This window comes from Streptomyces sp. NPDC002701 (assembly GCF_042889045.1).
In the GTDB taxonomy this organism is placed as follows: Bacteria; Actinomycetota; Actinomycetes; order Streptomycetales; family Streptomycetaceae; genus Streptomyces.
Genome location: NZ_JBIAQL010000009.1, coordinates 119,981 through 146,536 on the forward strand (window position 1 = coordinate 119,981; position 26,556 = coordinate 146,536).

23 protein-coding genes, 5 tRNA genes and 1 pseudogene are annotated in these 26,556 nt (G+C 71.6%); 21 read left to right on the forward strand and 8 right to left on the reverse strand.

The features are described from left to right. Positions 1 to 4 precede the first annotated feature (4 nt). The 8 genes from ACFYXC_RS24080 to ACFYXC_RS24115 all read left to right on the forward strand — a co-directional run bounded on the left by ACFYXC_RS24080 (position 5) and on the right by ACFYXC_RS24115 (position 3,713). The gene (locus ACFYXC_RS24080) at positions 5 to 793 is read left to right on the forward strand and encodes a fumarylacetoacetate hydrolase family protein (protein ID WP_389554002.1); all 789 of its coding nucleotides are present in this window, start codon (positions 5 to 7) and stop codon (positions 791 to 793) included. Then, entirely contained in the window at positions 786 to 2,300 is a 1,515-nt protein-coding gene (gene gltX / locus ACFYXC_RS24085) for a glutamate--tRNA ligase (protein ID WP_389554003.1), read from the forward strand. Before ACFYXC_RS24080 ends, gltX begins: the two co-directional genes overlap by 8 nt. A gap of 49 nt (positions 2,301 to 2,349) precedes the next feature. After that, on the forward strand, positions 2,350 to 3,117 hold the full coding sequence (locus ACFYXC_RS24090) for an HAD family hydrolase (protein WP_388911142.1): 768 nt from the start codon (positions 2,350 to 2,352) through the stop codon (positions 3,115 to 3,117). Between the two features lie 90 nt (positions 3,118 to 3,207). Continuing rightward, a tRNA-Gln gene (locus ACFYXC_RS24095) sits at positions 3,208 to 3,279 on the forward strand. Positions 3,280 to 3,320: 41 nt separating this feature from the next. Continuing rightward, a tRNA-Glu gene (locus tag ACFYXC_RS24100) sits at positions 3,321 to 3,393 on the forward strand. Positions 3,394 to 3,455: 62 nt separating this feature from the next. Beyond that, positions 3,456 to 3,528: transfer RNA gene (locus ACFYXC_RS24105), tRNA-Glu, on the forward strand. 20 nt (positions 3,529 to 3,548) lie between these two features. Next, positions 3,549 to 3,620, forward strand: a tRNA-Gln gene (locus ACFYXC_RS24110). 20 nt (positions 3,621 to 3,640) lie between these two features. After that, positions 3,641 to 3,713 (forward strand) — tRNA-Glu (locus tag ACFYXC_RS24115). 125 nt (positions 3,714 to 3,838) lie between these two features. Here the strand turns inward: ACFYXC_RS24115 and ndgR are convergent. Further along, positions 3,839 to 4,555, reverse strand: coding sequence for an IclR family transcriptional regulator NdgR (gene ndgR, locus ACFYXC_RS24120; protein ID WP_123997509.1), 717 nt, complete (start codon positions 4,553 to 4,555; stop codon positions 3,839 to 3,841). A gap of 190 nt (positions 4,556 to 4,745) precedes the next feature. Here ndgR and leuC point away from each other — a divergent pair, with 190 nt between their 5' ends. The 4 genes from leuC (at position 4,746) to ACFYXC_RS24140 (ending at position 8,098) form a co-directional block, all read left to right on the forward strand. Next, positions 4,746 to 6,179, forward strand: coding sequence for a 3-isopropylmalate dehydratase large subunit (gene leuC, locus ACFYXC_RS24125; protein WP_388911147.1), 1,434 nt, complete (start codon positions 4,746 to 4,748; stop codon positions 6,177 to 6,179). Between the two features lie 2 nt (positions 6,180 to 6,181). Then, a complete protein-coding gene (gene leuD, locus ACFYXC_RS24130) occupies positions 6,182 to 6,775 on the forward strand; it encodes a 3-isopropylmalate dehydratase small subunit (RefSeq protein WP_388911150.1) in 594 nt (197 codons plus the stop codon). Positions 6,776 to 7,051: 276 nt separating this feature from the next. Then, positions 7,052 to 7,282 carry a hypothetical protein gene (locus ACFYXC_RS24135; protein ID WP_389554004.1) on the forward strand — a complete coding sequence of 77 codons (231 nt, stop codon included), beginning with the start codon at positions 7,052 to 7,054 and terminating at the stop codon, positions 7,280 to 7,282. 138 nt (positions 7,283 to 7,420) lie between these two features. Beyond that, positions 7,421 to 8,098, forward strand: coding sequence for an HU family DNA-binding protein (locus ACFYXC_RS24140; protein WP_388911157.1), 678 nt, complete (start codon positions 7,421 to 7,423; stop codon positions 8,096 to 8,098). A gap of 62 nt (positions 8,099 to 8,160) precedes the next feature. Here the strand turns inward: ACFYXC_RS24140 and ACFYXC_RS24145 are convergent, their stop codons facing one another. Both ACFYXC_RS24145 and cofC read right to left on the reverse strand, forming a co-directional pair. After that, positions 8,161 to 8,364 (reverse strand): hypothetical protein, encoded by a 204-nt coding sequence (locus tag ACFYXC_RS24145; RefSeq protein WP_388911160.1) that lies wholly within the window; start codon positions 8,362 to 8,364, stop codon positions 8,161 to 8,163. Positions 8,365 to 8,522: 158 nt separating this feature from the next. Then, complete coding sequence (cofC, locus tag ACFYXC_RS24150) at positions 8,523 to 9,155, reverse strand: 2-phospho-L-lactate guanylyltransferase (protein ID WP_388911163.1); 633 nt, start codon at positions 9,153 to 9,155, stop codon at positions 8,523 to 8,525. A gap of 141 nt (positions 9,156 to 9,296) precedes the next feature. On the opposite strand from cofC, the gene ACFYXC_RS24155 reads away from it, so the two are divergent. From ACFYXC_RS24155 to ACFYXC_RS24165, 3 genes are read left to right on the forward strand one after another with little or no spacing between them, the layout of a single operon-like run. Continuing rightward, positions 9,297 to 10,157 (forward strand): lysophospholipid acyltransferase family protein, encoded by an 861-nt coding sequence (locus ACFYXC_RS24155; protein ID WP_389554005.1) that lies wholly within the window; start codon positions 9,297 to 9,299, stop codon positions 10,155 to 10,157. Further along, the gene (locus ACFYXC_RS24160; protein WP_388911170.1) at positions 10,154 to 11,173 is read left to right on the forward strand and encodes an NAD(P)H-dependent glycerol-3-phosphate dehydrogenase; all 1,020 of its coding nucleotides are present in this window, start codon (positions 10,154 to 10,156) and stop codon (positions 11,171 to 11,173) included. The genes ACFYXC_RS24155 and ACFYXC_RS24160 overlap by 4 nt, the downstream gene beginning before the upstream one ends. 59 nt (positions 11,174 to 11,232) lie before the next feature. Continuing rightward, entirely contained in the window at positions 11,233 to 12,390 is a 1,158-nt protein-coding gene (locus ACFYXC_RS24165) for a D-alanine--D-alanine ligase family protein (RefSeq protein ID WP_388911175.1), read from the forward strand. 124 nt (positions 12,391 to 12,514) lie between these two features. Here the strand turns inward: ACFYXC_RS24165 and ACFYXC_RS24170 are convergent, their stop codons facing one another. Together ACFYXC_RS24170 and ACFYXC_RS24175 are read right to left on the reverse strand one after the other, a co-directional pair. Beyond that, complete coding sequence (locus ACFYXC_RS24170; protein ID WP_388911178.1) at positions 12,515 to 13,024, reverse strand: DUF3515 domain-containing protein; 510 nt, start codon at positions 13,022 to 13,024, stop codon at positions 12,515 to 12,517. Between the two features lie 20 nt (positions 13,025 to 13,044). Next, positions 13,045 to 13,278 (reverse strand): Lrp/AsnC ligand binding domain-containing protein, encoded by a 234-nt coding sequence (locus ACFYXC_RS24175; protein ID WP_388911181.1) that lies wholly within the window; start codon positions 13,276 to 13,278, stop codon positions 13,045 to 13,047. Positions 13,279 to 13,532: 254 nt separating this feature from the next. On the opposite strand from ACFYXC_RS24175, the gene ACFYXC_RS24180 reads away from it, so the two are divergent. Further along, positions 13,533 to 14,498: a thiamine-phosphate kinase gene (locus ACFYXC_RS24180; protein WP_388911184.1), complete on the forward strand. Its 966-nt coding sequence runs from the start codon at positions 13,533 to 13,535 to the stop codon at positions 14,496 to 14,498. Then, positions 14,495 to 15,331 (forward strand): bifunctional hydroxymethylpyrimidine kinase/phosphomethylpyrimidine kinase, encoded by an 837-nt coding sequence (thiD, locus tag ACFYXC_RS24185; protein WP_389554006.1) that lies wholly within the window; start codon positions 14,495 to 14,497, stop codon positions 15,329 to 15,331. The genes ACFYXC_RS24180 and thiD overlap by 4 nt, the downstream gene beginning before the upstream one ends. 134 nt (positions 15,332 to 15,465) lie before the next feature. Here thiD and rpmB read toward each other — a convergent pair whose 3' ends face one another. Then, positions 15,466 to 15,651, reverse strand: a complete 186-nt coding sequence (gene rpmB / locus ACFYXC_RS24190; RefSeq protein WP_013000438.1) for a 50S ribosomal protein L28 — start codon at positions 15,649 to 15,651, stop codon at positions 15,466 to 15,468. Positions 15,652 to 15,898: 247 nt separating this feature from the next. Between rpmB and ACFYXC_RS24195 the strand changes: the two genes are divergently transcribed. Next, positions 15,899 to 17,644: a DAK2 domain-containing protein gene (locus tag ACFYXC_RS24195; RefSeq protein WP_389554007.1), complete on the forward strand. Its 1,746-nt coding sequence runs from the start codon at positions 15,899 to 15,901 to the stop codon at positions 17,642 to 17,644. Positions 17,645 to 17,906: 262 nt separating this feature from the next. Here the strand turns inward: ACFYXC_RS24195 and ACFYXC_RS24200 are convergent, their stop codons facing one another. Both ACFYXC_RS24200 and ACFYXC_RS24205 read right to left on the reverse strand, forming a co-directional pair. Then, a complete protein-coding gene (locus ACFYXC_RS24200; RefSeq protein WP_389554008.1) occupies positions 17,907 to 20,921 on the reverse strand; it encodes a tetratricopeptide repeat protein in 3,015 nt (1,004 codons plus the stop codon). Beyond that, positions 20,918 to 22,756: an HSP90 family protein gene (locus ACFYXC_RS24205; protein WP_389554009.1), complete on the reverse strand. Its 1,839-nt coding sequence runs from the start codon at positions 22,754 to 22,756 to the stop codon at positions 20,918 to 20,920. Before ACFYXC_RS24205 ends, ACFYXC_RS24200 begins: the two co-directional genes overlap by 4 nt. A 163-nt stretch (positions 22,757 to 22,919) precedes the next feature. On the opposite strand from ACFYXC_RS24205, the gene recG reads away from it, so the two are divergent. From recG to coaD, 3 genes and pseudogenes are all read left to right on the forward strand, one after another. Next, positions 22,920 to 25,139, forward strand: a complete 2,220-nt coding sequence (gene recG, locus ACFYXC_RS24210) for an ATP-dependent DNA helicase RecG (protein ID WP_389554010.1) — start codon at positions 22,920 to 22,922, stop codon at positions 25,137 to 25,139. 229 nt (positions 25,140 to 25,368) lie between these two features. Beyond that, a pseudogene (gene rsmD / locus ACFYXC_RS24215) lies at positions 25,369 to 25,965 on the forward strand (16S rRNA (guanine(966)-N(2))-methyltransferase RsmD); the annotation flags it as partial. 26 nt (positions 25,966 to 25,991) lie between these two features. Next, complete coding sequence (gene coaD / locus ACFYXC_RS24220; RefSeq protein ID WP_389554081.1) at positions 25,992 to 26,471, forward strand: pantetheine-phosphate adenylyltransferase; 480 nt, start codon at positions 25,992 to 25,994, stop codon at positions 26,469 to 26,471. The last annotated feature ends 85 nt before the right edge of the window (positions 26,472 to 26,556 follow it).

Sequence of the window (26,556 nt, forward strand, 5' to 3'; positions counted from 1 at the left end):
TCCCGTGCGCATCGCCAGGTTCTCCATCGACGGCAACGTCGCGTTCGGTGCGGTCGAGGGCGAGAGCCCTCCTGGATCGACCGACGGCCTCGTGCTCGACATCATCAAGGGCATCCCGTTCGCGGACTTCGAGCTCTCCGGGACCAAGGTCCCGCTGAGCAAGGTCCGCCTCCTGCCGCCCGTGCTCCCCAACAAGGTCGTCGCCTTCGGCCGCAACTACGCGGACCACGCCAAGGAGATGGGCGGCGAGGTGCCCGACGCCCCGTTCGCCTTCTTCAAGCCGTCCACCTCGGTGATCGGCTCCGGCGACGACATCGCGTACCCCTCCTTCTCCGAGGAGCTGCACCACGAGGCCGAGCTGGCCGTGGTCATCGGCCGGATGTGCCGCGAGGTGCCGCGCGACCGCGTCAAGGACGTGATCCTCGGCTACACCTGCGCCAACGACGTCACCGCGCGTGACGTCCAGCGGCGCGAGAAGCAGTGGGCCCGCGCCAAGGGCTTCGACTCCTCCTGCCCGCTGGGCCCCTGGGTGGAGACCGACCTCGACCCGTCCGACCTCACCATCCAGTGCACGGTCAACGGGCAGCAGCGCCAGCTGGGCCGTACCGGCGAGATGATCCACTCCATCGAGGACCTGATCGTCAACATCACCGAGGCCATGACGCTGCTCCCCGGCGACGTCGTCCTCACGGGCACCCCGGCAGGGGTCGGCCCCCTCACCGTCGGCGACGAGGTCGCCGTCACCATCGAAGGCATCGGCACTCTCACCAACAAGGTGATCAAGCGTGGCTAACGCGAACTCCCCCAAGTCGTCGACTCCGCTCGGACAGGGGGTGCCCCCACGCGTACGTTTCTGTCCGTCCCCGACCGGCAACCCCCACGTGGGCCTGGTCCGCACGGCCCTGTTCAACTGGGCGTACGCCCGCCACACCGGCGGCACCTTCGTCTTCCGCATCGAGGACACCGACGCGGCCCGCGACTCCGAGGAGTCGTACGAGCAGCTCCTGGACTCGCTGCGCTGGCTGGGCTTCGACTGGGACGAGGGCCCCGAGACCGGCGGCCCCCACGCGCCGTACCGCCAGTCGCAGCGCATGGACCTCTACAAGGACGTCGCCCAGAAGCTCCTGGACACCGGCCGCGCCTACCATTGCTACTGCTCGACGCCGGAGCTGGACGCCCGCCGCGACGCCGCGCGCGCGGCGGGCAGGCCGTCCGGTTACGACGGCCACTGCCGCGAGCTGACCGCCGAGCAGAAGAGCGCGTACGAGGCCGAGGGCCGCACGCCCATCGTCCGCTTCCGCATGCCCGACGAGCCGATCACCTTCACGGACCTGGTCCGCGGCGAGATCACCTACCTCCCGGAGAACGTGCCGGACTACGGGATCGTCCGCGCCAACGGCGCCCCGCTCTACACGCTGGTCAACCCGGTCGACGACGCCCTGATGGAGATCACCCACGTCCTGCGCGGCGAGGACCTGCTCTCCTCCACCCCCCGCCAGATCGCCCTCTACAGGGCGCTGACCGAGCTGGGCGTCGCCAAGGAGACCCCGGCCTTCGGCCACCTCCCCTATGTGATGGGCGAGGGCAACAAGAAGCTCTCCAAGCGCGACCCGGAGTCCTCGCTGAACCTCTACCGGGAGCGCGGCTTCCTCCCGGAGGGCCTGCTGAACTACCTGTCGCTCCTCGGCTGGTCGCTCTCCGCGGACCGCGACATCTTCACCGTCGAGGAGATGGTCGCCGCCTTCGACGTCGCGGACGTGAACCCCAACCCGGCCCGCTTCGACCTCAAGAAGGCCGAGGCCATCAACGCGGACCACATCCGGCTGCTCGACGTGAAGGAGTTCGCCCAGCGCTGCGCCCCCTGGCTCAAGGCCCCCTTCGCGCCCTGGGCACCGGAGGACTTCGACGCCGCCAAGTGGGACGCGATCGCCCCGCACGCCCAGACCCGCCTCAAGGTCCTCTCCGAGATCACCGACAACGTCGACTTCCTGTTCCTCCCGGAGCCGGCCTTCGACGAGGCGTCCTGGACGAAGGCGATGAAGGACGGCTCCGACGCGCTGCTCGCGACGGCCCGCGAGAAGCTGGAGTCCGCCGACTGGACCTCCGCCGAGTCCCTCAAGGAGGCCGTGCTGGCCGCCGGTGAGGCCCACGGCCTCAAGCTGGGCAAGGCGCAGGCGCCGGTCCGGGTCGCCGTCACCGGCCGCACGGTCGGCCTGCCGCTCTTCGAGTCCCTGGAGATCCTGGGCCGGGAGAAGGCGCTGGCGCGCATCGACGCGGCGCTGGCGAAGCTGGCCGCGTAGGCGTGCACGGGGCCACGGGAGGGGCGGCGTCCGGCGGTACCGTCGAGCCATGACGATCCGAGCCGTGCTGTGGGACGTGGACGACACGATCTTCGACTACACCACGGCGGACCGTGCCGGGATGCGCGGGCATCTGGCGGCCGAGGGCCTGCTCGACCGGTACGCGTCCGTCGAGCAGGCCCTCGGCCGGTGGCGCGAGCTCACCGACCAGCAGTGGGCGAGGTTCGCGGCGGGCGAGGTGGACTGGGCCGGCGGCCGGCGGGACCGGGTGCGGGCGTTCCTGGACCGGCCCATGACCGACACGGAGGCGGAGGACTGGTTCGTCCGGTACCTGCGCCACTACGAGACGGCCTGGGCGCTGTTCCCGGACGTGCTGCCGGTCCTCGACCTCCTGGCGGGCAGCCACCGCCACGCCGTGCTCTCCAACTCGAGCCTTCGCGTCCAGGACCACAAACTGCGCGTCCTCGGCGTACGGGATCGCTTCGAGACGGTGCTGTGCGCGGCCGAACTGGGCGTCTCCAAGCCCGCGGCGGAGGCTTTCCACGCGGCCTGCGAGGCCCTGGAACTGCCACCGCACCAGGTCGTGTACGTCGGGGACCACCCGGAGATCGACGGGCGCGGCGCCGCCGACGCCGGACTGTTCTCGGTCTGGATCGACCGCACGGGCGTGAGTGCCGTCACGCCTCCCGGTCCGGACGCCGCGGCGGACGGGCCGGCGGATCGGCTCTCCCGCCTGCGCCGCATCGTGTCGCTGGCCGAACTCCCGGCGATCCTCGGGCCCGATACCCGTTTTGGAGCGCCGTCCACCTTCAGGTAATGTTCTTCCTGCGCCGCCGAAGAGCAGGTCGAAAGGCCGGAGGTCGGAGACGCAAGCTAAAACAAAATCCCCACGGGGGTTGAGTTTCAGTGGCCTATGGTGTAATTGGCAGCACGACGGTTTCTGGTTCCGTTAGTCTAGGTTCGAGTCCTGGTAGGCCAGCTCGCAGAGCTTATCTGCATCGCAGACACCAGTTCTGCAAGGCCCCCGTTGTGTAGCGGCCTAGCACGCCGCCCTCTCAAGGCGGTAGCGCCGGTTCGAATCCGGTCGGGGGTACAGATCCTTCCCAGGGGGACAGTACGGGTCGCACCCGCTGCCTCTCATGCAGGATCGCTAGGGCCCCCGTTGTGTAGCGGCCTAGCACGCCGCCCTCTCAAGGCGGTAGCGCCGGTTCGAATCCGGTCGGGGGTACGAGTGGTCTAGACCACTATTGGGCTATGGTGTAATTGGCAACACGACGGTTTCTGGTTCCGTTGTTCTAGGTTCGAGTCCTGGTAGCCCAGCTGGATCACTTGTGGTCCTCGCCCCCGTTGTGTAGCGGCCTAGCACGCTGCCCTCTCACGGCAGTAGCGCCGGTTCGAATCCGGTCGGGGGTACACGAACAGGAAGCCCTCCCCACCAGGGGAGGGCTTCTTCGTGCTGCGCACCGTCAGGACATCGACTCCGGCCGTTCGCTGCGGCGTTGGAGCGACCGGCCGGGGGGACGTCGAAGGGTGCGGGGTCAGCTGGTGCGGCGCAGGGCCTCGGACAGGCGGCCGGCCGCGTCGATGACCGCCTGGGCGTGCATCCGGCCCGGGTGACGCGTCAGACGCTCGATCGGCCCCGACACCGAGACGGCGGCGACCACGCGGTTCGAGGGCCCGCGCACCGGCGCGGAGACGGACGCGACGCCCGGCTCGCGTTCGCCGATCGACTGGGCCCAGCCCCGGCGCCGTACGCCCGACAGGGCCGTCGCCGTGAAGCGGGCGCCCTGGAGCCCGCGGTGCAGGCGCTCCGGCTCCTCCCAGGCCATCAGGATCTGGGCCGAGGAGCCCGCCTTCATGGTGAGCGTCGAACCGACCGGGACCGTGTCCCTGAGACCCGACAGGCGCTCCGCCGCGGCGACGCAGATGCGCATGTCGCCCTGGCGGCGGTAGAGCTGCGCGCTCTCGCCCGTGATGTCCCGCAGATGCGTGAGCACCGGGCCCGCCGTCGCGAGGAGCCGGTCCTCGCCGGCGGCCGCGGCCAGCTCCGCCAGCCGGGGGCCGAGAATGAAACGCCCCTGCATGTCACGCGCCACCATGCGGTGGTGTTCGAGTGCCACGGCGAGCCGATGTGCCGTGGGCCGTGCCAGTCCGGTCGCCGCGACCAGGCCCGCGAGGGTGGCCGGACCGGACTCCAGTGCGCTCAGGACAAGGGCTGCCTTGTCCAGAACGCCGACGCCGCTGCTGTTGTCCATGAAACGATACTCGCGTCTCACTCTGTGAAACGCAAGTTCAATTTCCCGTGGAACGCGCCACCCTGATACATACACGGCCCGCGGACCAACGGGCCCGGCGGAAGACGTCCGGTACGGGGGGTACGGACGCGGCCGCCCCGGAAATCTCTAGTTGGGCCGGCGCCCACACAGGCCGGCCGGAGGGAAAGCGATGGGTAGGACACTCGCGGAGAAGGTCTGGGACGACCATGTCGTCCGGCGCGCGGAGGGCGAGCCCGACCTCCTCTTCATCGATCTGCACCTGCTGCACGAGGTGACCAGCCCCCAGGCGTTCGACGGTCTCCGTCAGGCCGGGCGCCCCGTGCGCCGGCTCGACCTCACCATCGCGACCGAGGACCACAACACCCCCACCCTCGACATCGACAAGCCCATCGCGGACCCGGTCTCCCGGGCCCAGCTGGAGACGCTGCGCAAGAACTGCGCCGAGTTCGGCGTGCGCCTGCACTCGCTGGGCGACGTCGAGCAGGGTGTCGTGCACGTCGTGGGCCCGCAGCTGGGCCTGACCCAGCCCGGCACCACGGTCGTGTGCGGTGACTCCCACACCTCCACGCACGGCGCCTTCGGAGCGCTGGCCTTCGGCATCGGCACCTCCCAGGTCGAGCACGTGCTGGCCACCCAGACCCTGCCGCTGGCGCGCCCCAGGACCATGGCCATCACGGTCGACGGCGAACTGCCCGAGGACGTCACGGCCAAGGACCTGATCTTGGCGATCATCACCAAGATCGGCACGGGCGGCGGCCAGGGCTACATCCTGGAGTACCGGGGCTCCGCCATCGAGAAACTCTCGATGGAGGCCCGCATGACCATCTGCAACATGTCGATCGAGGCCGGCGCCCGCGCGGGCATGATCGCCCCCGACGAGACCACCTTCGCGTACATCAAGGGCCGCGCCCACGCCCCCGAGGGCGAGGACTGGGACGCCGCCGTCGCGTACTGGAAGACCCTGAAGTCGGACGAGGACGCCGAATTCGACGCGGAGGTCGTCATCGACGCCGCCTCCCTCGCGCCGTTCGTCACCTGGGGCACCAACCCGGGCCAGGGCGCCCCGCTTTCGGCGGCCGTCCCCGACCCGGCCTCGTACGAAGACGCATCGGAGCGCTTCGCCGCCGAAAAGGCCCTGGAGTACATGGGGCTGACCGCCGGACAGCCGCTGCGCGACATCAAGGTCGACACCGTCTTCGTAGGTTCGTGCACCAACGGCCGTATCGAGGACCTGCGGGCCGCCGCGTCCGTCGTCGAGGGCCGCAAAGTCGCCGACGGCGTACGGATGCTGGTGGTCCCCGGCTCCGCGCGCGTCGGTCTGCAGGCCGTCTCCGAGGGCCTGGACCTGGTCTTCAAGGAGGCCGGCGCCGAATGGCGGCACGCGGGCTGCTCGATGTGCCTGGGCATGAACCCCGACCAGCTGGCCCCCGGTGAGCGCTCCGCGTCCACCTCCAACCGCAACTTCGAGGGCAGGCAGGGCAAGGGCGGCCGTACCCACCTGGTGTCACCGCAGGTCGCCGCCGCGACGGCGGTGCTGGGCCATCTGGCCTCCCCCGCCGACCTGTCCGAAGCCGACGACCGCACGCCCGCTGGAGTCCGATAGCCATGGAAGCATTCACCACGCACACCGGCCGGGCGGTCCCGCTGCGCCGCAGCAACGTCGACACCGACCAGATCATCCCCGCCCACTGGCTCAAGAAGGTGACCAGGGACGGCTTCGAGGACGGGCTCTTCGAAGCCTGGCGCAAGGACCCGTCCTTCATCCTCAACCAGCCCGAGCGCGAGGGAGCCACGGTGCTCGTCGCGGGACCCGACTTCGGCACGGGATCCTCGCGCGAGCACGCCGTGTGGGCGCTGCAGAACTACGGCTTCAAGGCCGTGATCTCGTCCCGCTTCGCGGACATCTTCCGCGGTAACTCGCTCAAGAACGGCCTGCTCACGGTGGTGCTGGAGCAGAAGATCGTGGACGCGCTGTGGGAGCTCACCGACCGGGACCCCGAGGCCGAGGTCACGGTCGACCTGGAGGCCCGTGAGGTGCGCGCCGAGGGCATCACGGCCGCCTTCGAGCTCGACGAGAACGCCCGCTGGCGGCTGCTGAACGGGCTGGACGACATCTCCATCACCCTGCAGAACGAGGCGGACATCTCGGCCTACGAGGCCAAGAGGCCCTCCCACAAGCCGCGGACCGTCCAGGTCTGACCGGCCGCCGGACCGCACGGCTGATTCCAGCCAGGCGCAGCCCGGCGACAAGCTGCTGTACCCCCAATCGTGGACGGTTGGGGGTACATCTGTGTCTGCCCGCAGAAGGGGTGTTCCGGACTTTGTGATTGGCCTCAACTCCCCTTGTTTCAAGAGTCCTTGCTGGGGTAGCCGAGATTCGGCAGAGCCTTGTGGGCAGGTGCGCGGGAGGCCCTCGGGAGGCGGTAGTTACCCCCTGCGCAGGCGACAACTCGCCCCAGATGGCACAATCTGTGCATGGAACACGACGGCCAACTCGAGCTCTATGCGGCGGTCGCGTCCCAACTCAAGGAAGCGCACACAGCGGTGCGCGCACTGCAAGTCCCGGAGGGCGTACGGATGGCGCTGACCCGGAAGCTGCTGGTCATTACGGCCGTGGCCAAACACGATCTCGCCGATGCGACAAGGCGTCTGGAGCGGTTCACCACGGACCTCGACGAGGGCCGAATCCCCGAAGAGGAACGCTGAGGAACTTGGCGGCAGGCCCAGTTCGTTGCGGCACAAGGGTGATTAGCCCGTTTCGTGTTTGATTTGCGGTATATATCTGCCTAACGTGCGAAAAAGCTTGAACACTTTCGTTCTGGCAATGTCTCCGAAGGGGAAGACGTGAACAAGGCGCAGCTCGTAGAAGCGATTGCCGACAAGGTCGGCGGGCGTCAGCAGGCCGCCGACGCGGTCGACGCCGTACTGGACGCGGTGGTCCGTGCGGTGGTCGGCGGGGACCGGGTCTCGGTCACCGGCTTCGGTTCCTTCGAGAAGGTGGACCGTCCGGCCCGTTACGCCCGCAACCCGCAGACCGGAGAGCGCGTTCGGGTCAAGAAGACCTCCGTGCCGCGCTTCCGCGCCGGTCAGGGCTTCAAGGACCTGGTGAGCGGGTCGAAGAAGCTCCCGAAGAACGACGTCGCGGTCAAGAAGGCCCCCAAGGGCAGCCTGACCGGCGGCGCCTCCGCCACGGTCAAGAAGGCCGCGGCCAAGAAGGCCACCACCGCCAAGAAGGCGACGGCGACGGCCAGGAAGACCTCGGCCCCGGCCGCGTCCACGGCCAGGAAGACGTCCGCGAAGAAGACCACGCCGGCCGCCAAGAAGACCACCAGCACGGCGAAGAAGACGACCGCGAAGAAGACCTCCGCGGCCGCCAAGAAGACCACGGCGAAGAAGACGACCGCCAAGAAGGCGGCGGCGAAGAAGGCCCCCGCGAAGAAGGCCGCGGCCAAGAAGGCGCCGGCCAAGAAGTCGGCGGCCCGCAGCACCACCACCGCCAAGAAGGCCACCGCCCGCAGGTAGCAGGGGCGCAGGGCACACACGCGCCGGGCCGGGCTCCCTCGGGAGCCCGGCCCGCGGCGTTCTCAGAACGTCTGCAGGGTCACCAGGGTGATGCGGCGGTCGTCCTTCCCGCCCTCGGTCTCGATCCGTACGCGCTGGCCCGGACGGAGGAGTCTGAGGCCGCCCCTGTCGAACGCCGGGGCGTCGAAGGGGACGGGAGTGCCGTCGTCCAGCAGCACTTGGCCGCTGCGGGTGGCGGGGTCGTATGTGTACGCGGTCGCCTGCATGGAGGAAGCGTATGCGGTTCATCGGGGAAAGGGTCCGCGAGGCGGTGGGGGGAATGCGGGCCGGCGGGGCCGGTCGCGTGGATTCCCGCGTTCCAGGGAAGCACCCGTGCGGGCGGCATTCTCCCGAGAGGTGATCGTTCCGACGGAGGACTCGAAGCTCAGGCCGCTTTCAGGCGCTGTACGGCGGATGCCGTGCGGGGGCCCACGCCCAACGCCAATGCGGCCCGCAGGTCCGCGCCGGTGTCCACGTCCTGGCGTACGGAATCCACCTCGGTCAGCAGGAGTTCCGCGGCGCCCGACGCGCGGTGCCGGGCGCGGGAATCCGTTCCGAATGCGGGAAGCAATTCACGGTCCGCGGACGAGGCCAGGAGAGTGGTACCGAATCCGGCGGCATCCGCGAGGAAAGCGCGGGGGAATTGTGCGGCAGCGGTGAGCACGCGGGCCAATTCCGGCGGGCGCAGCGCGGGCAGATCGGCGTTCAGGGCCGCCAGCGGAGTTCGGGGGCGGTGCGCGCGTACGGCCGTCGCCGCGTGCCGCAGCGCGGCGTTCAGACCGCCACCCGGCTCGTCGGGGACGATCCGGGCGCCGAGGGCGGCCAGCTCGCGGCCGGCCAGCGCATCGCCCGTGACCACTGCCACATCCGCGACTTCCGGGCAGGCCAGCGCCGCGGCCACCGTGTCCTGCGCGAAGGCGAGGGCGAGTCCCGGACGCAGGCCGTCGGCCGCCGTGTCCGAGAGCCTGCTCTTCGCCCGCGCCAGGGCTTTGAGGGGTACGACCAGGGTCCACTGCACGAGTGCTCCGTCCCTCCTTGTCCCGCCCATTGTCACCCGCGCACCGGAGTCGGCCCGAAGCCGGGGCGTACGGTGTTCTCGACAGACAGGCGGCCCGGGGTGACACTTGTGCGGCCCCAGGCCCAAGAGGAAGGTGTTCGCGTGTCCCGCCGCAGAATCGGCTTCTGGTACCGCTTCGCCGCGGTCCTGTGCAAACCACCTCTGGTGGTTCTGCTCAAGCGGGACTGGCGCGGAATGGAGCACATTCCTGCCGAGGGCGGATTCATCACCGTGGTGAACCACAATTCACACGTGGATCCGCTCGCGTACGGACACTTCCAGTACAACACCGGCCGGGTTCCGCGCTTTCTGGCCAAGAGCGGGCTTTTCAAGAGCGGTTTCGTGGGGGCGGCCATGCGGGGGACCGGGCAGATCCCGGTGTACCGCGAGAGCAGTGACGCGCTCAGTGCCTACCGGGCGGCGATCGACGCCGTACGGCGCGGGGAGTGCGTCGCCTTCTATCCCGAGGCCACCCTCACCCGTGACCCCGACCTGTGGCCGATGACCGGCAAGACGGGCGCCGCGCGGGTCGCCCTGGAGACCAGGTGCCCGGTCGTTCCGGTGGCCCAGTGGGGTGCCAACCACCTGCTGGCCCCCTATGCCAGGAAGCCCGACCTCCTTCCGCGCAAGACGCACCACGTGCTCGCCGGACCACCGGTGGACCTCTCCCGTTTCTACGGCAAGGAGATGACGCCCGAGCTCCTGAAGGAGGCGACCGGGGTCATCATGGCCGCGGTCACCGCGCAGCTGGAGCAGATCCGTGGCGAGAAGGCCCCCGCCACGCCGTACGACCCGCGCACGGTGCGCGGCGAACAGCGGCGCAGGACGGAAAGGCGGGAAGAGCGGGGAGAGCGGCAGGAGCACGGGGAACCGCGGGAGCGGGAAGAGCACGAAGGGGCCGCGCGGGGCGAGACCGTGCGGGACATCACCGAGGCAGAGCGTGAAAAGGGGCATGGCAAGTGACGACATCCGGCACACCCGCCAGGGCGGCCGTCTTCGGAGCCGGATCGTGGGGCACGGCCTTCGGGATGGTGCTCGCCGACGCCGGGTGCGACGTGACGCTGTGGGGACGGCGGCCCGAGGTCGCCGAGGCGGTCAACTCCACGCGGACGAACCCCGACTACCTGCCCGGCATCGAGCTGCCCGAGAACCTGCGGGCCACCACCGACGCCGCCGAGGCGGCCCGTGACGCCGACTTCACCGTGCTCACCGTGCCCTCGCAGACGCTGCGCGAGAACCTGGCGGACTGGGCGCCGCTGCTCGCGCCCGGCACCGTGCTCGTCTCCCTGATGAAGGGCGTCGAACTGGGCTCCGCGATGCGGATGAGCGAGGTGATCGAGGACGTCGCGAAGGTCGGCGCCGACCGGATCGCCGTGGTCACCGGGCCCAACCTGGCCCGTGAGATCGCCGCCCGCATGCCGGCCGCCGCCGTGGTCGCCTGCAGCGACGACGAGGTCGCCCAGCGGCTCCAGGCCGCCTGCCACACCCCCTACTTCCGTCCGTACACCAACACCGACGTGGTGGGCTGCGAACTCGGCGGCGCGGTCAAGAACGTCATCGGCCTCGCGGTCGGCATCGCGGACGGCATGGGACTCGGCGACAACGCCAAGGGGTCCCTGATCACCCGCGGACTGGCGGAGACGACCCGGCTCGGGCTCGCGATGGGCGCCGACCCGCTGACGTTCTCCGGACTCGCGGGCCTCGGCGACCTCGTGGCGACCTGCTCCTCGCCGCTCTCGCGCAACCACACCTTCGGCACCAACCTCGGCAAGGGCATGACCCTGCAGGAGACCATCGCGGTCACCCGGCAGACCGCCGAGGGCGTCAAGTCCTGTGAGTCCGTACTCGACTTGGCGCGCCGGCACGGAGTCGACATGCCCATCACGGAGACCGTCGTCGGCATCGTCCACGAGGGCAAGCCGCCCGTCGTCGCCCTCAAGGAACTGATGTCGCGCAGCGCCAAGCCCGAACGGCGCTGAACGAACGGGCCCCGCGGACGCTGACTCGGCGCCCTACCACCGGGTAGTCTCAACCCGATATGAGCACCGAGAACCTCCCCCAGAGCACCGAGCAGCAGCTCCGCAAGCCGCGTGTGGCCGTCGTGTTCGGCGGCCGCAGTTCCGAACACGGAATCTCCGTGGTCACCGCCGGCGCGGTCCTGCGGGCCATCGACCGTACGAAGTACGACGTACTGCCGATCGGCATCACCCAGGACGGCCGCTGGGCGCTCACCGCCGACGAGCCGGAGCGGATGGCGATCGTCGACCGGCGCCAGCCGAACGTCGAGCAGCTCGCGGAGTCGGCCGAGGGCGGCGTGATCCTGCCCGTCGACCCCGCCAGCCGTGAAGTGGTCTACAGCGAGCCCGGCTCGGTGCCCAAGGCGCTCGGCGAGGTCGACGTCGTCTTCCCGATGCTGCACGGTCCGTACGGTGAGGACGGCACGCTGCAGGGTCTGCTGGAGCTCTCCGGTGTCCCGTACGTCGGTTCGGGCGTGCTCGCCTCGGCCGTCGGCCAGGACAAGGAGTACATGAAGCGGGTGTTCACCTCCTTCGGGCTGCCGGTCGGCCCGTACGCGGTGATCCGCCCCCGTGAGTGGGAGCAGGACGAGGCGGCGGCCCGCAAGAAGATCATCGACTTCGCGGGGGAGCACGGCTGGCCGCTCTTCGTGAAGCCCGCGCGCGCGGGGTCGTCGATCGGCATCACCAAGGTCGACGACCTGTCCGGGCTCGACGAGGCGATCGCCGCGGCCCGGCACCACGACCCGAAGATCCTCGTGGAGGCGCTGCTGCGCGGCCGCGAGATCGAGTGCGGCGTACTGGAGTTCGAGGACGGGCCCCGGGCCTCCGTGCCGGCCGAGATCCCGCCGGTGCAGTCGCACGCGTACTACGACTTCGAGGCGAAGTACATCGACTCGACCCCCGGCGTCGTGCCCGCGCCGCTGACCCCCGAGCAGACCGCCGAGGTGCGGCGCCTCGCCGTCGACGCCTTCGAGGCCGCGTCCTGCGAGGGACTGGTCCGGGCCGACTTCTTCCTCACGGAGGACGGCGGGTTCGTGATCAACGAGATCAACACGATGCCCGGCTTCACCCCCATCTCCATGTACCCCAAGATGTGGGAAGCGACGGGAGTCCCGTACCCGGAACTGGTCGACCGCCTGATCCAGGCGGCCCTGCGCAGGCAGACGGGCCTGAGGTAGGGCGCGTCCCGTCAGGGACGCGGGGAGCGGCGCAGGCCGTCGTCCTCGAAGGGGCACCGGGAACCGCGCGACCGGCCGATAGGCACCTGTAGCCGGCGCACGACCGGGGCCTCGTCCCGCGATCTCAGTCCGCGATCCCCTCGGGGACCGACTTCTTGATCGCCCCGGCCAGATCGACGAGCACGGAGGACGTGTCCCGCCCGGAGGGCACGGTGACCTCGACGTACGCGAGCCGCCGCGCGGAGGTGAAGCGGGTCGACCCGTCGTCCCGCTCCTCCATCAGCCACCCCACCCCGTTCACCCCGCCGCCTATCGCATCGGGATCGCTCCCATCGGCCACCCTCGGGTCGACCATCTTCGCGGGCCGCGACACCCCGCAGCGCAGTATGATCGCCGGGCTTCCCCAGCCCGCGGTCAACGCCGACCGGGGCTCGGGATCCTCCCGACCGAGGCCGTCCACCTTCCGTGGCAACGACTTGTCCAGGTTCCGGCACAGCTGGGTGGCCTTCGCACCCGGACGGGGAACCGAGGCCGTGGTGTTGTCGTCTGCTGAGGAGCAGCCAGTGGCAGCGATCAGCAGGACAAGGGCTGGCAGCCCGACCAGAGAAGCACGCCGGTGACGGAAGAGGTCCACCGGCCCAGCGTAGACGGGGGCTACAGGTGCACGACCGGGCAGGTCAGGGTACGCGTGATGCCGTCCACTTGCTGGACCCGCGCGACCACCATGCGGCCGAGCGCGTCCACCGTGTCGGCCTGGGCCCGCACGATCACGTCGTACGGCCCCGTCACGTCCTCGGCCTGGATCACCCCCGAAATCTTGCTGACCATCTCGGCGACGGTCGACGCTTTGCCGACCTCCGTCTGGATCAGGATGTACGCCTGTACCACGGAACCTCCAGGGCGGCCACGAGGATCATGTGGGGAAAAGGAACGCCACGGTATCGCGTCGTCGCGCGCCACGGGGAGACCCGCGGGGGCGGGGTCTTGCGCGTTGGGGTACCCGGGCCGCGCGGGTTGACGGCCGACTCGACCGTACCGAGATATGAGACGGCCCGCGACCGGGCGGCGGGCGCAGGAACAGCAGGAGACGAATCGGCCCATGGGCACGAGCGCGTGGGCACGAAGGGAACAGGTGAGACTCGGTGAAGGGAACCGTGGGCGAGTTGGGGGAGTTCGGGCTCATCAGGGAGCTCACCTCCCGGCTCACCACCACCCCGGCGGTACGCGTCGGGCCCGGTGACGACGCAGCCGTGGTGGCCGCCCCCGACCGCAGGGTCGTGGCGAGCACCGACATCCTCCTGGAGGGGCGGCACTTCAGGCGCGACTGGTCCACGGCGTACGACGTCGGGCGCAAGGCGGCCGCGCAGAACCTCGCGGACATCGCCGCCATGGGCGCCGTGCCGACCGCACTGCTGCTCGGCCTGGTCGTCCCGGCGGAACTGCCCGCCACCTGGCCCTCCGAGCTGATGGACGGCCTGCGCGACGAGTGCCAGGTCGCGGGTGCGGCCGTGGTCGGCGGAGACGTCGTACGCGGCGACACGATCACCGTGGCGATCACCGCGCTCGGTGATCTGCGCAACCACGAGCCGGTGACCCGGGCCGGCGCCCGGCCCGGTGACGTGGTGGCGGTGACGGGCTGGCTGGGCTGGTCCGCGGCCGGGCACGCCGTGCTCTCCCGCGGCTTCCGCTCGCCGCGCGCCTTCGTCGAGGCACACCGGCGCCCGGAGCCGCCCTACCACGCGGGTCCCGCCGCCGCCGGACTCGGCGCGACGTCCATGACGGACGTCAGTGACGGACTGATCGCCGATCTCGGGCACATCGCCGAGGCCAGCAAGGTGCGCATCGACGTCCGCTCGGGCGACGTCGACATCCCCACGCAGATGAACGACATCGGGCAGGCCGTCGGCGTCGACCCGCTCCAGTGGGTGCTCACCGGCGGCGAGGACCACGCGATCGTCGCGACCTTCCCCCCGGACGTGAAGCTGCCCGCGCGCTGGAAGGTGATCGGCGGGGTCCTCAACCCGTCGGCGCTGCCCCAGGTCACCGTCGACGGGGCGCCCTGGACCAGCAAGGGCGGCTGGGACCACTTCGGGGACATCGAGTCATGAGCACACCGCCCCGCGCGTCAGCCCCTGCGCCGGACCCGGTTCCGGCCCCCGTACCGCCCCGTGTGCTGACGGTCGCCGGCTCCGACTCCGGGGGCGGGGCCGGGATCCAGGCCGACCTCAAGACCATGCTCGCGCTCGGCGTGCACGGCATGAGCGTGCTCACCGCCGTCACCGCCCAGAACTCCCTCGGCGTGCAGGGTGCCTGGGAGCTGCCGGTGGAGGCGGTGCGCGCCCAGTACCGCAGTGTGGTGGACGACATCGGCGTCCAGGCGGTCAAGACCGGCATGCTCTCCTCCGCCGAACTCGTCGAGGCCGTCGCCGAGTTGCTGGGCGCCACCGACGTGCCCACCGTCGTCGACCCGGTCGGCGTCTCCAAGCACGGCGACTCTCTCCTCGCCTCCTCCGCCCTGGACTCCGTACGGACCAGGCTGCTGCCGGTGGCCACGGTGGCGACGCCGAACCTCGACGAGGTGACCCAGCTCACCGGTGTACGGGTGGAGTCGGCGGACGGGATGCGGCGGGCGGCGGCGTCCGTGCTGTCGTACGGGCCGGTCTGGGCGCTGATCAAGGGCGGCCACCTGAGCGGCGAGGCGGTGGACTTCCTGACCGACGGCTCCGACGAGCTGTGGCTGCGGGCGCCGCGGCTCGACAACCGGCACACCCACGGCACGGGGTGCACGCTCGCCAGTGCCATAGCCTCCGAGCTGGCGAAGGGGCAGCCGGTGCCGGATGCGGTCGTGGCGGCGAAGGAGTACGTCACCGGGGCGATCGCGGCCGGGTTCCCGCTCGGGGACGGCATCGGGCCGGTGCATCACGGCTGGCGGTTCGTCTGAGGAACAGCAGGAACAGCAGAAACAGCGGAGAGCCGGCGAGCGACGAAGAGCCGGACGACAGCAAAAAGCCGGTCCACCGTGAGGTGGGCCGGCTTTGAGCGGTGGACCAGCAGTGGCCGCGCGCTAGCAGAGCGTCAGCGCGAGACCTTGCCGGCCTTGATGCACGAGGTGCAAGCGTTGACGCGCTTCGGCGTCCCGCCGACCACGGTACGTACGCGCTGGATGTTCGGGTTCCAGCGACGGGACGTACGGCGGTGCGAGTGCGAGATGTTGTTGCCGAAGCTCGGCCCCTTGCCACAGACGTCGCAGTTGGCAGCCACGGGTCACTCCAAGACTTCAGATGCTCTTACGGGTTGATCCCGGCATGCCGAGATCAAGATCTAGGATCTGAGTGGCGGTGCCAGGGGGAAGGCCCGATCGGATCGGGCAACCGGAGCAGCATACAACGACTGCGTCCGTACAACGAAACTACCATGTCCCGCGCGGGGTCCGTCCCGGCCCTCTTCCGGCGCAGACCTCACCTGGGTCTACGCTGCGTCGAACGTTCGGCTGCTCAGGGAGGCGCAGGTGGCGCAGGTGCCGCAGACATTGGACGCATCCGCGGTACGCGCCTGGTGCGGACTCGCGCTGGAGGCCCTCGGCCGCGCACGCGAGGAGATCGACGCGATCAATGTCTACCCCGTCGCGGACGGGGACACCGGCACCAATCTCTACCTGACCGTCGAGTCCGCGGCCGCGGCCGTCGAGGCGGTCTTCGCGGCGCACGCCGCCGTCTCCGTCATCGGCGACACCACGGGCACCGGCACCGGCTCAGGCGGGCCGGTGATCGAACCGCCCACGCTCGCGGACGCGGTACGGGCCATGGCGCACGGCGCGCTGATCGGGGCCCGGGGGAACTCCGGAACGATCCTGGCCCAGCTCCTGCGGGGCATGGCCCAGGTGCTCGCCGCGGACGGCGGCACCGGGGAGACCGACGGGGAGGGCCTGCGGCTCGCCCTCCGGCACGCGTCCGACGCGGCCAGGCAGGCGGTCGCGCATCCCGTCGAGGGCACGGTCCTCACGGTCGCCTCGGCCGCCGCCGACGCGGCCTCGGACGCCCGGGGGGACTGCGCGGTGGTGGCACGGGCCGCCTACGAGGGTGCGCGGACGGCGCTCGCGGCGACCCCCGGGCAACTGGCGGTCCTGGAGCGGGCCGGGGTGGTCGACGCGGGTGGCCGCGGACTCGTGGCCGTGCTGGCGGCGCTGGTGGAGACGTTCACGGGCGAGGCTCCCGTGGCGGGCGCGGTGCCGGTCCTCGCGTCCCACGCGCGCGTGGTGGCCGACGCGGACGTGACGGCTCTGGAGTGCGCGGACGGCGGCCCCGTCCCGGAGGAGAGCGCGGAGAACGGGCCCGCGTTCGAGGTGATCTACCTCCTGGACGCGGACGACACGGCCGTGGCGCGGCTGCGCGCCCGGCTGGACGCGCTCGGGGACTCACTCGTCGTGGTCGGCGGGGACGGCCTGTGGAACGTCCATGTGCACGTCGACGACGCGGGCGCGGCCGTGGAGGCGGGCGTCGAGGCGGGCCGGCCGCACCGGATCCGGATCACGCACTTCGGGCCTGCCGACGCCCACACCACGGGCTCGACCGCCCGGCCGGTCCGCGAGAGGGCCCAGCGCGCGGTCGTGGCCGTCGTCCCCGGGGAGGGCCTCGCGGGGCTCTACGCCGAGGCCGGGGCCACCACCGTCCTAGCGCGCCCCGGAGAGCCGCCGGCGAGCGGGGAACTCGTCGAGGCGGTACGCCGGGCCCACGCGCTCGAGGTCGTGCTGCTGCCCAACGACGCCGAACTGCGCCACACCGCGGCCGTGGCGGCCGAGCAGGCCCGGAGCGAGGGCGTGCGGGTCGCGCTGATCCCCACGCGCTCCGCGGTGCAGGGGATCGCGGCGCTCGCCGTGCACGAGCCGGAGCGGCGCTTCGACGAGGACGTGGTCGCCATGACCTCGGCGGCCGGCGCGACCCGGTACGCCGAGGTGGAGGTCGCGGAACGCCAGTCCTGGACCATGGCCGGCATCTGCCAGGCCGGCGACGTCCTCGGCCTCATCGACGGTGACGTGGCCGTGATCGGCTCCGACATCACGGCCACCGCGGAGACGGTCCTGAACCGCATGCTCTCGGCGGGCGGCGAGATGGTCACCCTGGTCCTGGGCGACGAGGCCCCCGAAACGATCGCGTCCCACCTGGAAGCACGAGTCCGCGAGTCCTACCTGGCAGTGGACACGATCACCTACCGAGGCGGCCACCAGTCCCCCCTCCTCCTGATCGGAGTCGAGTAGCCGAACCCCACCACGACGCTCCCGCGCGTGAGGGCGGCCGGCGGCGCCACCCCGTCAGGGGCGCGGGGAACGGCGCTCAACCACGACGCACCCGCGCGTGAGGGCCGTCGGCCGGCGGCGGCGCCCCGTCAGGGGCGCGGGGAACGGCGCGCTCAACCACGACGCACCCGCACGAGAAGGCCGGCGGCGCCACCCCGTCAGGGGCGCGGGGAACGGCGCGCCCAGCCGCAACGCTCCCGCACCCACACTCACACCCCGACCCTCAGAGCCCCTCAACAGCCCGCAGCAACCGCTCCGCCTCGGCAACACGAGCCACCACGATCTCGTCAGCGCCGGAGCCAGCGCCAGCGTCGGCGTACGCGTCAAGCACAGCCCGCGCCCGCGCCCCCGCCCACCCCGCATGCTCCAGATCAGCCTCCAGCCACCCCGCGGCGAGCTGCGCCCCGGTCAGGTCGTGGAGGGCGTCCTCGCCCAGCGAGAGGAACCCGGAGACGGCCAGGGTGAGGTGCGCGAGCGCCTCCTCGAACAGCGCACGGATCATGTCGTCCGTGGCGTCGCCGGGCACGGAACGCGCGACCAGGTCACCGAACTGCCGATGCGTGTGGGCGAGCTCGGCCACGAGCCGGCCACGCGCCTCGTCGTCGCCCAAGCCCAAACCCGAGTCCTCGTCCTCGCCCTCGCCCTCGCGCACGGCGGCCTCGCCCACGCCCACCGCCCGGCCCATCAACTCCCGTGCCGCGTCGAGCCCCGCCCCCTCCGGCCCCTCGGAGTCCCGCCCGCGCACCGCGAGCCACGCGCGGGCGCGCAGCGAGCGGATCAGCCCGTGCACGTTGCCGAGACCGCGCCACAGATCACCGGCGCGCGCGTACGCCTGATCCGCCTCGGCGGGCAGCCCCGCGTGACCGAGCGCCTCCGCGGCGAGGTGGGCGAGCATCGCGTGGTCGTGCTGCTCGGGCCACTGCCGGGCGATGTCGGCGGCCCGGAGCCAGTGCTCGGCGGCCTCGCGGTGTTCCCCCAACTCGGTGAGACAGTCGCCGAGCCACCACCGGGTCTGCACGATCGCCCCGTCCCCGTGTGTCCGCGCGCTCAGCTCGGGCAGCGCCGACTCCAGGATTTCCGCAGCCTCCGCCCACCGCCCCTGGCGCAGCAGGAAGCCGCCCAGCTGGTGCCGGGCCCAGGCACCGAGCGTGGCGTCCTCGCCGGCCTCGTCGGCCCAGTGCGACGCCTCCAGGGCGTGGTCCGCGGCGGGCCCGAACCGCCCCCCGGCGCCGAGTATCTCGGCCAGCTGGAGATGCAGCTGGGCATGACCGGCCGCCTCCATGAAGGGCGCCCCGTGCTCCAGCGCCGCCCGGGCGGCCCGCTCGGCCGCCCCGGCATCGCCCAGTTGGCGGGCGAGCCCGGTCAGCCGGGCCTCGTACTCCACCGCGAACCACGGCAGCCCGGCGGCGACGAACGCCTCCGAAGCCTCCGTGAGCAGCTCCGCGGCCCTCTCGACGTCCCCGGCGTGCGCCGCGAGCTCCCCGAGCATGGCCTGCGCCTCCGCGGCGCGCGCGGCGACCAGGACGTCGCCCCCGGCATCCGGCCCGGTGAGGGCACGCAGTTCCCGCGCCGCCGTCTCCGCGGCGGCCAGGGCCGCGGCCTCGTCACCCGCCCCGTTCGTCCCGGCCGCCTCGTGCACCCGCTGCAGCAGGATCCGGGCCCGTCCGACCAGTACGGAAGCGGCCTGCCGGAGACCCGTCCCGCCGTCCGCGAAGAGGGCGAGCACCCGCTCGTACGGCTCCTCGACCGCGGCCAGCGCCGCGTCGCTCCGGCCGGACAGGGCCAGTACGTACGCTCCACGCGCGCGTGCCGCCAGGGCCTCGCCCGGGTCGCCCGCCTCCTCGTACAGCTCGGCGGCGCGGGCGAACAGCTCCACGCCCCCGGGCCCCGCACCCATCGCCTCGTGGTCGGCCATCTCCGCGCGGTCGCGCGGCGCCAGCTCCTCGTCCTCCGCCGCTGCGGCGACCGCGGCCCAGGCCGCGACGGACTCCGGGTGCAGCGACTCCGAGAGCCGGCGGGCCTCGGCGAGCAGCGCGGACAGCTCCGGCGCCGCGTCGGCGGTGGCCGTGGGCGCGGGTGCGGGCGCGGGCCGCACGGCGGGGGTGACGGCCGACGTGGCGCGTACACCCAGCGGCAGACGCTCGACCAGCGGTTGCTGGTCCATCCGCCGGCGGATCCGGTCGCTCACATGTGTCGTCCCGTTGCGCTCGTCGAAGCGCCCGGCCAGCGAAAGGGCCTCCACGCGCGCGTGGGCGGCGAGTTCGGCCGCGGTCCAGGCGCGGCCGGCCGGGCCCGGCACGGTCCGCCCGCCGAGTCCGAGGGAGGTCAGCCGGTCCGCCAGCAGGGCCACCACGGCCAGGAAGTCCATCCGGCTGCGCGGCTCCCCGCTGTCCGTGAAGTAGGCGGGCCGCTCCGCGAGCAGCTCCAGCGCACGCGCCTCGTTGCCGCTGAGCGCGCAGAACTCCACATGGTCCGCGTACGCGCCACGCATGCTCTCCATGGGGCGTACGAGCCGGAGACCCCGCAGGTGGTGGGCCCGCGCCTCGTCCGGACGGCCGAGGCGCAGCAGCGGCAGCAGCGAGGACGCGAGGACGGCGTGCGGTTCGTGGGCGCACGTGTACTCGCCCTCCAGGACCGGCCGCCACAGTGCGAGCGCCTCGGCGTCCGCGCCCCGCTCGGCCCGCCACCCGCCCTGGTCGTGCAGTTCGCAGGCGCGGCAGTCGGCCATCCGGTCCCGGTCCGCGGCGAGCCACGCCGCGTACGCGCGCTCGGCCCGCGGCAGGTCCCCGATCTCCCGCGCGACACAGAACTCGGTGCTGCGCACGGCCCGTTCGGAGTGTCCGGCGAGCCGGTAGCGGTGCTCCATCTCGCCCAGCCACTTCTCTATGGAGGCGAGCGGTATGTGCGGCTGGCCGAGCATGCCGGAGGACACCCACTTGAAGACCCAGTGCAGGGAGTGGGTCTCGTACGCGTCGAAGTCCTCGGGCCGTTCGTCCCACATGCGCAGCAGGCGCGCGAAGGGGACGAACATCTTGTCCTTCTCGGAGCTGTAGTTGTAGACCTTCAGCTGGTGGCCGAGCGCCTCGATGACGGCGAGCGGGATGTCCAGCTTCTCCGCCTCGCCGAGCAGCTGCTCGGCGCGCGCGTTGCGGGCGGGACCCTCCGGCTGCTCGTAGTTCTCCTGCATGGCCCGGCGCAGCGTCTCGAAGTCCATGGGCTGGTCTGCGGGGCGGCTCATCGGTGGCCCTCCTCCGGGGGGTTGCTGTGGGTGGCCCACTCCAGGAGCCCCAGGAAAGACCGGTTCAGGAGCGCCGAGTCCGCGGGCCGCAGCGGGCGCTGCGCCATCAGCAGGGCCTGTCCGTAGAGCGCCTCCGTGGCCGTGCCGATCAGTTCCCGGTCGTCGAGCGAACTGACCCGCCGGATCAGCGGGTTGAGGTGGTTGAGCACCAGCCGCGCGCGCGGGGCGCTGCCGCGCAGCGAACCCAGGATGCCCGCCCACAGGTCGTCGGCCTGTTCCTCGGCGTCCGCGCGGGCCTGCTCGTGGCGGGCCGCCCGGTCGTCCAGGTGCAGCGCGGGCACGGAGAGCGGATGGAAGGCCCGCAGGACGACATCGCAGCCCAGCGGGTCGAGCTTCGCCCGCGCGGCGGCCAGGAAGGCCGACAGCGCCAGTTCCAGGGCCGGGTCGACCGCGTCCAGATGCGCGGTCACCGTGTCGGCGTCCAGCTCCGCCACGACCGTCCCCCGGCGCACCGACGGCAGCGCCTCGATCAGCTCGCTGTCGTACGTGTAGCCGCCGTTGACGACGCCCACGCCCTGGGCCGACGCGATCGGCGCGACCTGGCGGTACTCCTCCACGGTCCGGGTGAAGTGCACCACCGGATGCCGCTGGGCGAACTCCTCCAGGGACAGCCGCCCGTCGGTGGTCTCGAAGGGCAGCCACGGCAGCATCGTGCGCAGCATCTCCCGGTCGTGCCGCGCCAGGGACTTCACCCCGAGGTGGTGCACCGACAGGAAGGCGGCCAGCCGCTCCGGGTCCCCGGCCGCGAGCCCCGTCAGCCAGGACCGGATCCGCTCGCCCAGCGCCTCCCGTACGCCCGCCAGGGTCTCGTCCTCGTACAGCGACTCCCGGGACGCGGTGGGCCGCAGGCTGTCCGTGTCCAGGACGCAGCGCACGAAGAACGCCCAGTCGGGCAGCAGCTGTTCGGCCCGCTCGGTGAGCAGCATGCCCTTCAGGTGCACGCGGTGACCGGCGCGCTGGGCGGGGCTCACCGCGGACGGCAGCACGTACGCCACCCCGCGGATCCCGGCCAGCGGCACGGTCAGCTCGATCGAGTCCAGCGGGGTGAACCCGAACAGGTCGTGGCAGTGCCGCGCCAGGGCGACCCGCCGGGTGGCGGGGCTGGGATACGTGCGGTCCCAGGGCGCCGGGAGATCCGTCACCTTCTCGTCGCCGACCCGGACGTCGTACGGCAGCAGCGAACCGAAGTCGCGGGCCAGCGCCAGCACCCGCCCCCCGGACAGCCAGTCGGCGGCGCCGGGCCTGGCCTCCAGGTACACCGTGGTGCCCGCTTCGGTACGGGCCTCGTCGGGCAGGGTCCGCACCCGGTAGGAGCCGTCGTCGGTCGCCGTCCACTCCACGGGCGGCGCGTCGGGCGTACGGGCGCTGCGGCTGACCACCCGGATGCGCTCGGCGACCACGAAACAGGCGAGCAGGCCGATGCCGAACTGGCCGAGGAAGTCGGAGCGCGCCGACTCCAGGCCGTCGGCCCGCTTGGAGCTGCGGCCGATGGTCGCCAGGAGGCTGTGCACGTCCGACTCGCTCAGCCCGATCCCGGAGTCCTCCACGCGCAGGGTGCCGCCCCCGGCGTACAGCCGCACCAGGGCGGGCGCGTCCGGCTGCTCGGCGCGCCGGGCGGTGATCGCGTCCACGGCGTTCTGCAGCAGTTCGCGCAGATAGACCTTGGGACTGGAGTAGAGGTGGTGGGAGAGAAGGTCCACGAGGCCGCGCAGGTCGACCTGGAACGTGTGAGGTGACGGGGATGCCTGAGAAGGCTGTGAGGTCTGGGAGTCCATCGTCGCTGCGCCGGTGGGGGGACGTGCGACGGCGCGGGGTCGGGCGGTCCCGGTACAAGGTGACCGCGAACAGGGCCGGAGCACGCCATCCTAGAGCCCGAACGAGCCGTCTGACCAGCGGATTTCCGGGACGTATACGGCATTGTCAGTGCGGTGGTGTGCAATGGATCTCGTGCCCGCGCTCGAAGAACCACTGAAGAAGGTGCTCGGATCCGCCACCGCGAAGGTGATGGCCGAGCACCTCGGCCTGCACACCGTCGGCGACCTGCTGCACCACTATCCCCGCAGGTACGAGGAGCGCGGGCAGCTCACCCACCTCGCCGACCTGCCCCTGGACGAGCACGCGACGGTGGTCGCCCAGGTCGCCGACGCCCGCCTGCACACGTTCGCCTCGCCCAGGGCCCCCCGCGGCAAGGGCCAGCGCCTCGAAGTGACCATCACCGACGGCAGCGGGCAGCTCAAACTGGTCTTCTTCGGCAACGGCGTGCACAAGCCGCACAAGGAGCTCCTCCCCGGCACCCGCGCGCTGTTCGCGGGCAAGGTCTCCGTCTTCAACCGCCGCCTCCAGCTCGCCCATCCGGCGTACGAGCTGCTGCGCGGGGAGGACGCGTCCGAGACGGTGGACACCTGGGCCGGGGCACTGATCCCGCTCTATCCCGCCACCGCCAAGCTGGAGTCCTGGAAGATCGCCAAGGCCGTGCAGACGGTGCTCCCGAGCGCCCAGGAGGCCGTCGACCCGCTGCCCGAGCCGCTGCGGGCCGGCCGGAGCCTGCTCCCGCTGCCCGAGGCGCTGCTGAAGATCCACCGCCCGCACACCAAGGCGGACATCGAGGACGCCCGCTCCCGCCTCAAATGGGACGAGGCGTTCGTCCTCCAGGTGGCACTGGCCCGCCGCCGCCACGCCGACTCCCAGCTGCCCGCCGTGGCGAGGAGGCCCAGGAAGGACGGACTGCTCTCCGCCTTCGACGCCAAGCTCCCCTTCACCCTCACCGAGGGCCAGCGCAAGGTCTCCAAGGAGATCTTCGACGACCTGGCGACGGAACACCCGATGCACCGGCTGTTGCAGGGCGAGGTGGGATCCGGGAAGACGATGGTCGCGCTGCGCGCCATGCTCGCCGTGGTCGACGCGGGCGGGCAGGCCGCGATGCTCGCGCCCACCGAGGTGCTCGCCCAGCAGCACCACCGGTCGATCACCGAGATGATGGGGGAGCTGGCCGAGGGCGGGATGCTCGGCGGGGCCGACGACTCCACGAAGGTGGTGCTGCTCACCGGTTCCATGGGCGCGGCCGGCCGCCGCCAGGCACTGCTGGACCTGGTCACGGGCGAGGCCGGGCTCGTCATCGGCACGCACGCGCTGATCGAGGACAAGGTGCAGTTCCACGACCTGGGCCTGGTCGTGGTGGACGAACAGCACCGGTTCGGCGTCGAGCAGCGCGACGCCCTGCGCGGTAAGGGCAAGCAGCCGCCGCATCTCCTCGTGATGACCGCCACGCCCATCCCGCGCACGGTCGCCATGACCGTCTTCGGCGACCTCGACACCTCGGTCCTGGACCAGCTCCCCGCCGGGCGCTCGCCCATCGCCAGCCATGTCGTGCCGGCCGCGGACAAGCCGCACTTCCTCTCGCGCGCGTGGGAGCGCGTGCGGGAGGAGGTGTCCAACGGCCATCAGGCGTACGTGGTCTGCCCCCGGATCGGTGACGAGGACGACGACCCGAAGAAGAAGGGCAGGAAAAAGCCGTCCCCCGAGGACACGGCCGAGGCCGACAAGCGCCCGCCCCTCGCCGTCCTGGAGGTCGCCGACCAGCTCGCCGGAGGTCCGCTCCAGGGTCTCGGGATCGAGGTGCTGCACGGCCGCATGGCACCGGACGACAAGGACGCCGTGATGCGCCGCTTCGCCGCGGGGGAGACCCAGGTCCTGGTCGCCACGACGGTCATCGAGGTCGGGGTGAACGTGCCGAACGCGACCGCGATGGTGATCATGGACGCCGACCGCTTCGGAGTCTCCCAGCTCCACCAGTTGCGTGGCCGCGTCGGCCGTGGCTCCGCCGCGGGCCTGTGCCTCCTCGTCACCGAGATGCCGGAGGCGAGCCCCGCCCGGCAGCGCCTGAATTCGGTGGCGTCCACGCTCGACGGCTTCGAGCTCTCCCGCATCGACCTCGAACAGCGCCGCGAGGGCGACGTCCTCGGCCAGGCCCAGTCCGGGGCCCGCACCTCACTGCGGATGCTCGCCGTCATCGAGGACGAGGACATCATCGCCGAGGCCCGCGAGGAGGCGACCGCGGTGGTGGCGGCCGACCCCGACCTCACCCACCTCCCCGCCCTCCGCACAGCCCTCCAGGCCCTCCTGGACGAGGAGAGAGAGCAGTACCTGGACAAGGGCTGAGAGCGGCCGAAACCGCCCTTGTCAGGGGCGCGGGGAACGGCGCGCCCGGCCATGACCGGCCCGCACCCGACGGACGACCTCGAAGCCAGGGACCTCGCAGGCAGGGGCCCGGCCCTGCCTGCCAGGGCACGGGGAACGGCGCGGGCAACCACGACGGACCCGCACCCGCCCACCCCACGCACACCACCCCCACCTGCCAGACTGACCCCGTGACCACCCCCTCCAGCAAGGACCCGCGATGACCCGCGTGATCGCCGGCGTCGCAGGCGGCAGACGCCTCGCGGTCCCGCCCGGCACCGGCACGAGGCCGACCTCCGACCGCGCCCGCGAGGGCCTCTTCTCCACCTGGCAGTCCCTGCTCGGCGGCCCCCTGGAGGGCGACCGCGTCCTCGACCTGTACGCCGGCTCGGGCGCCGTCGGCCTGGAGGCGCTGAGCCGCGGCGCCGCCCACACCCTCCTCGTCGAGGCCGACGCCCTCGCGGCCCGCACGATCCGCGAGAACGTGAAAGCACTCGGCCTGCCCGGCGCCGAGGTGAGACCCGGCAAAGCGGAACAGATCATCCGTACCGGCGTCCCGGAAGCCCCGTACGACCTGGTGTTCCTCGATCCGCCGTACGCGGTCACGGACGACGATCTTCGGGAGATCCTGCTCACACTCCGCGCCGAGGGCTGGCTCGCGGGCGACGCGCTCGTCACCGTTGAACGCAGTACCAGAGGCGGCGCATTCCAGTGGCCGGACGGCTTCGCAGCACTGCGCTCCCGTCGCTACGGCGAGGGAACGTTTTGGTACGGTCGCGCCGCCTCTACGTGCGAAGACGCACGATGACCGGACCGGAGAGCGAGGGATCTGAAGTGCGCCGCGCCGTCTGTCCCGGGTCGTTCGACCCGATTACCAACGGACATCTCGACATCATCGCCAGAGCGTCCAGGCTGTACGACGTGGTCCACGTCGCGGTGATGATCAACCAGTCCAAGAAGGGCCTCTTCGAGATCGAGGAGCGGATCGACCTGATCCGTCAGGTCACCGCCGAGTTCGGGAACGTCGAGGTGGAGGCGTTCCACGGCCTTCTCGTCGACTTCTGCAAGGAGCGCGACATCCCGGCCATCGTCAAGGGCCTGCGCGCGGTCAGCGACTTCGACTACGAGCTGCAGATGGCCCAGATGAACAACGGCCTCTCCGGCGTCGAGACGCTCTTCGTCCCGACCAACCCCACCTACAGCTTCCTCTCCTCCTCGCTGGTCAAGGAGGTCGCGACCTGGGGCGGCGACGTCTCCCACCTGGTCCCGCCGGTGGTCCTCGAAGCGCTCGCCGAGCGGCTGAGGAAGGACTGAGGGGAGCACGCGGGCCAGGGAGTGCGCCATCCGGTGTCGGGCGGGGCAGGAGTGGTCGTACAGTCGAACCGTCCGTCTCCAACAC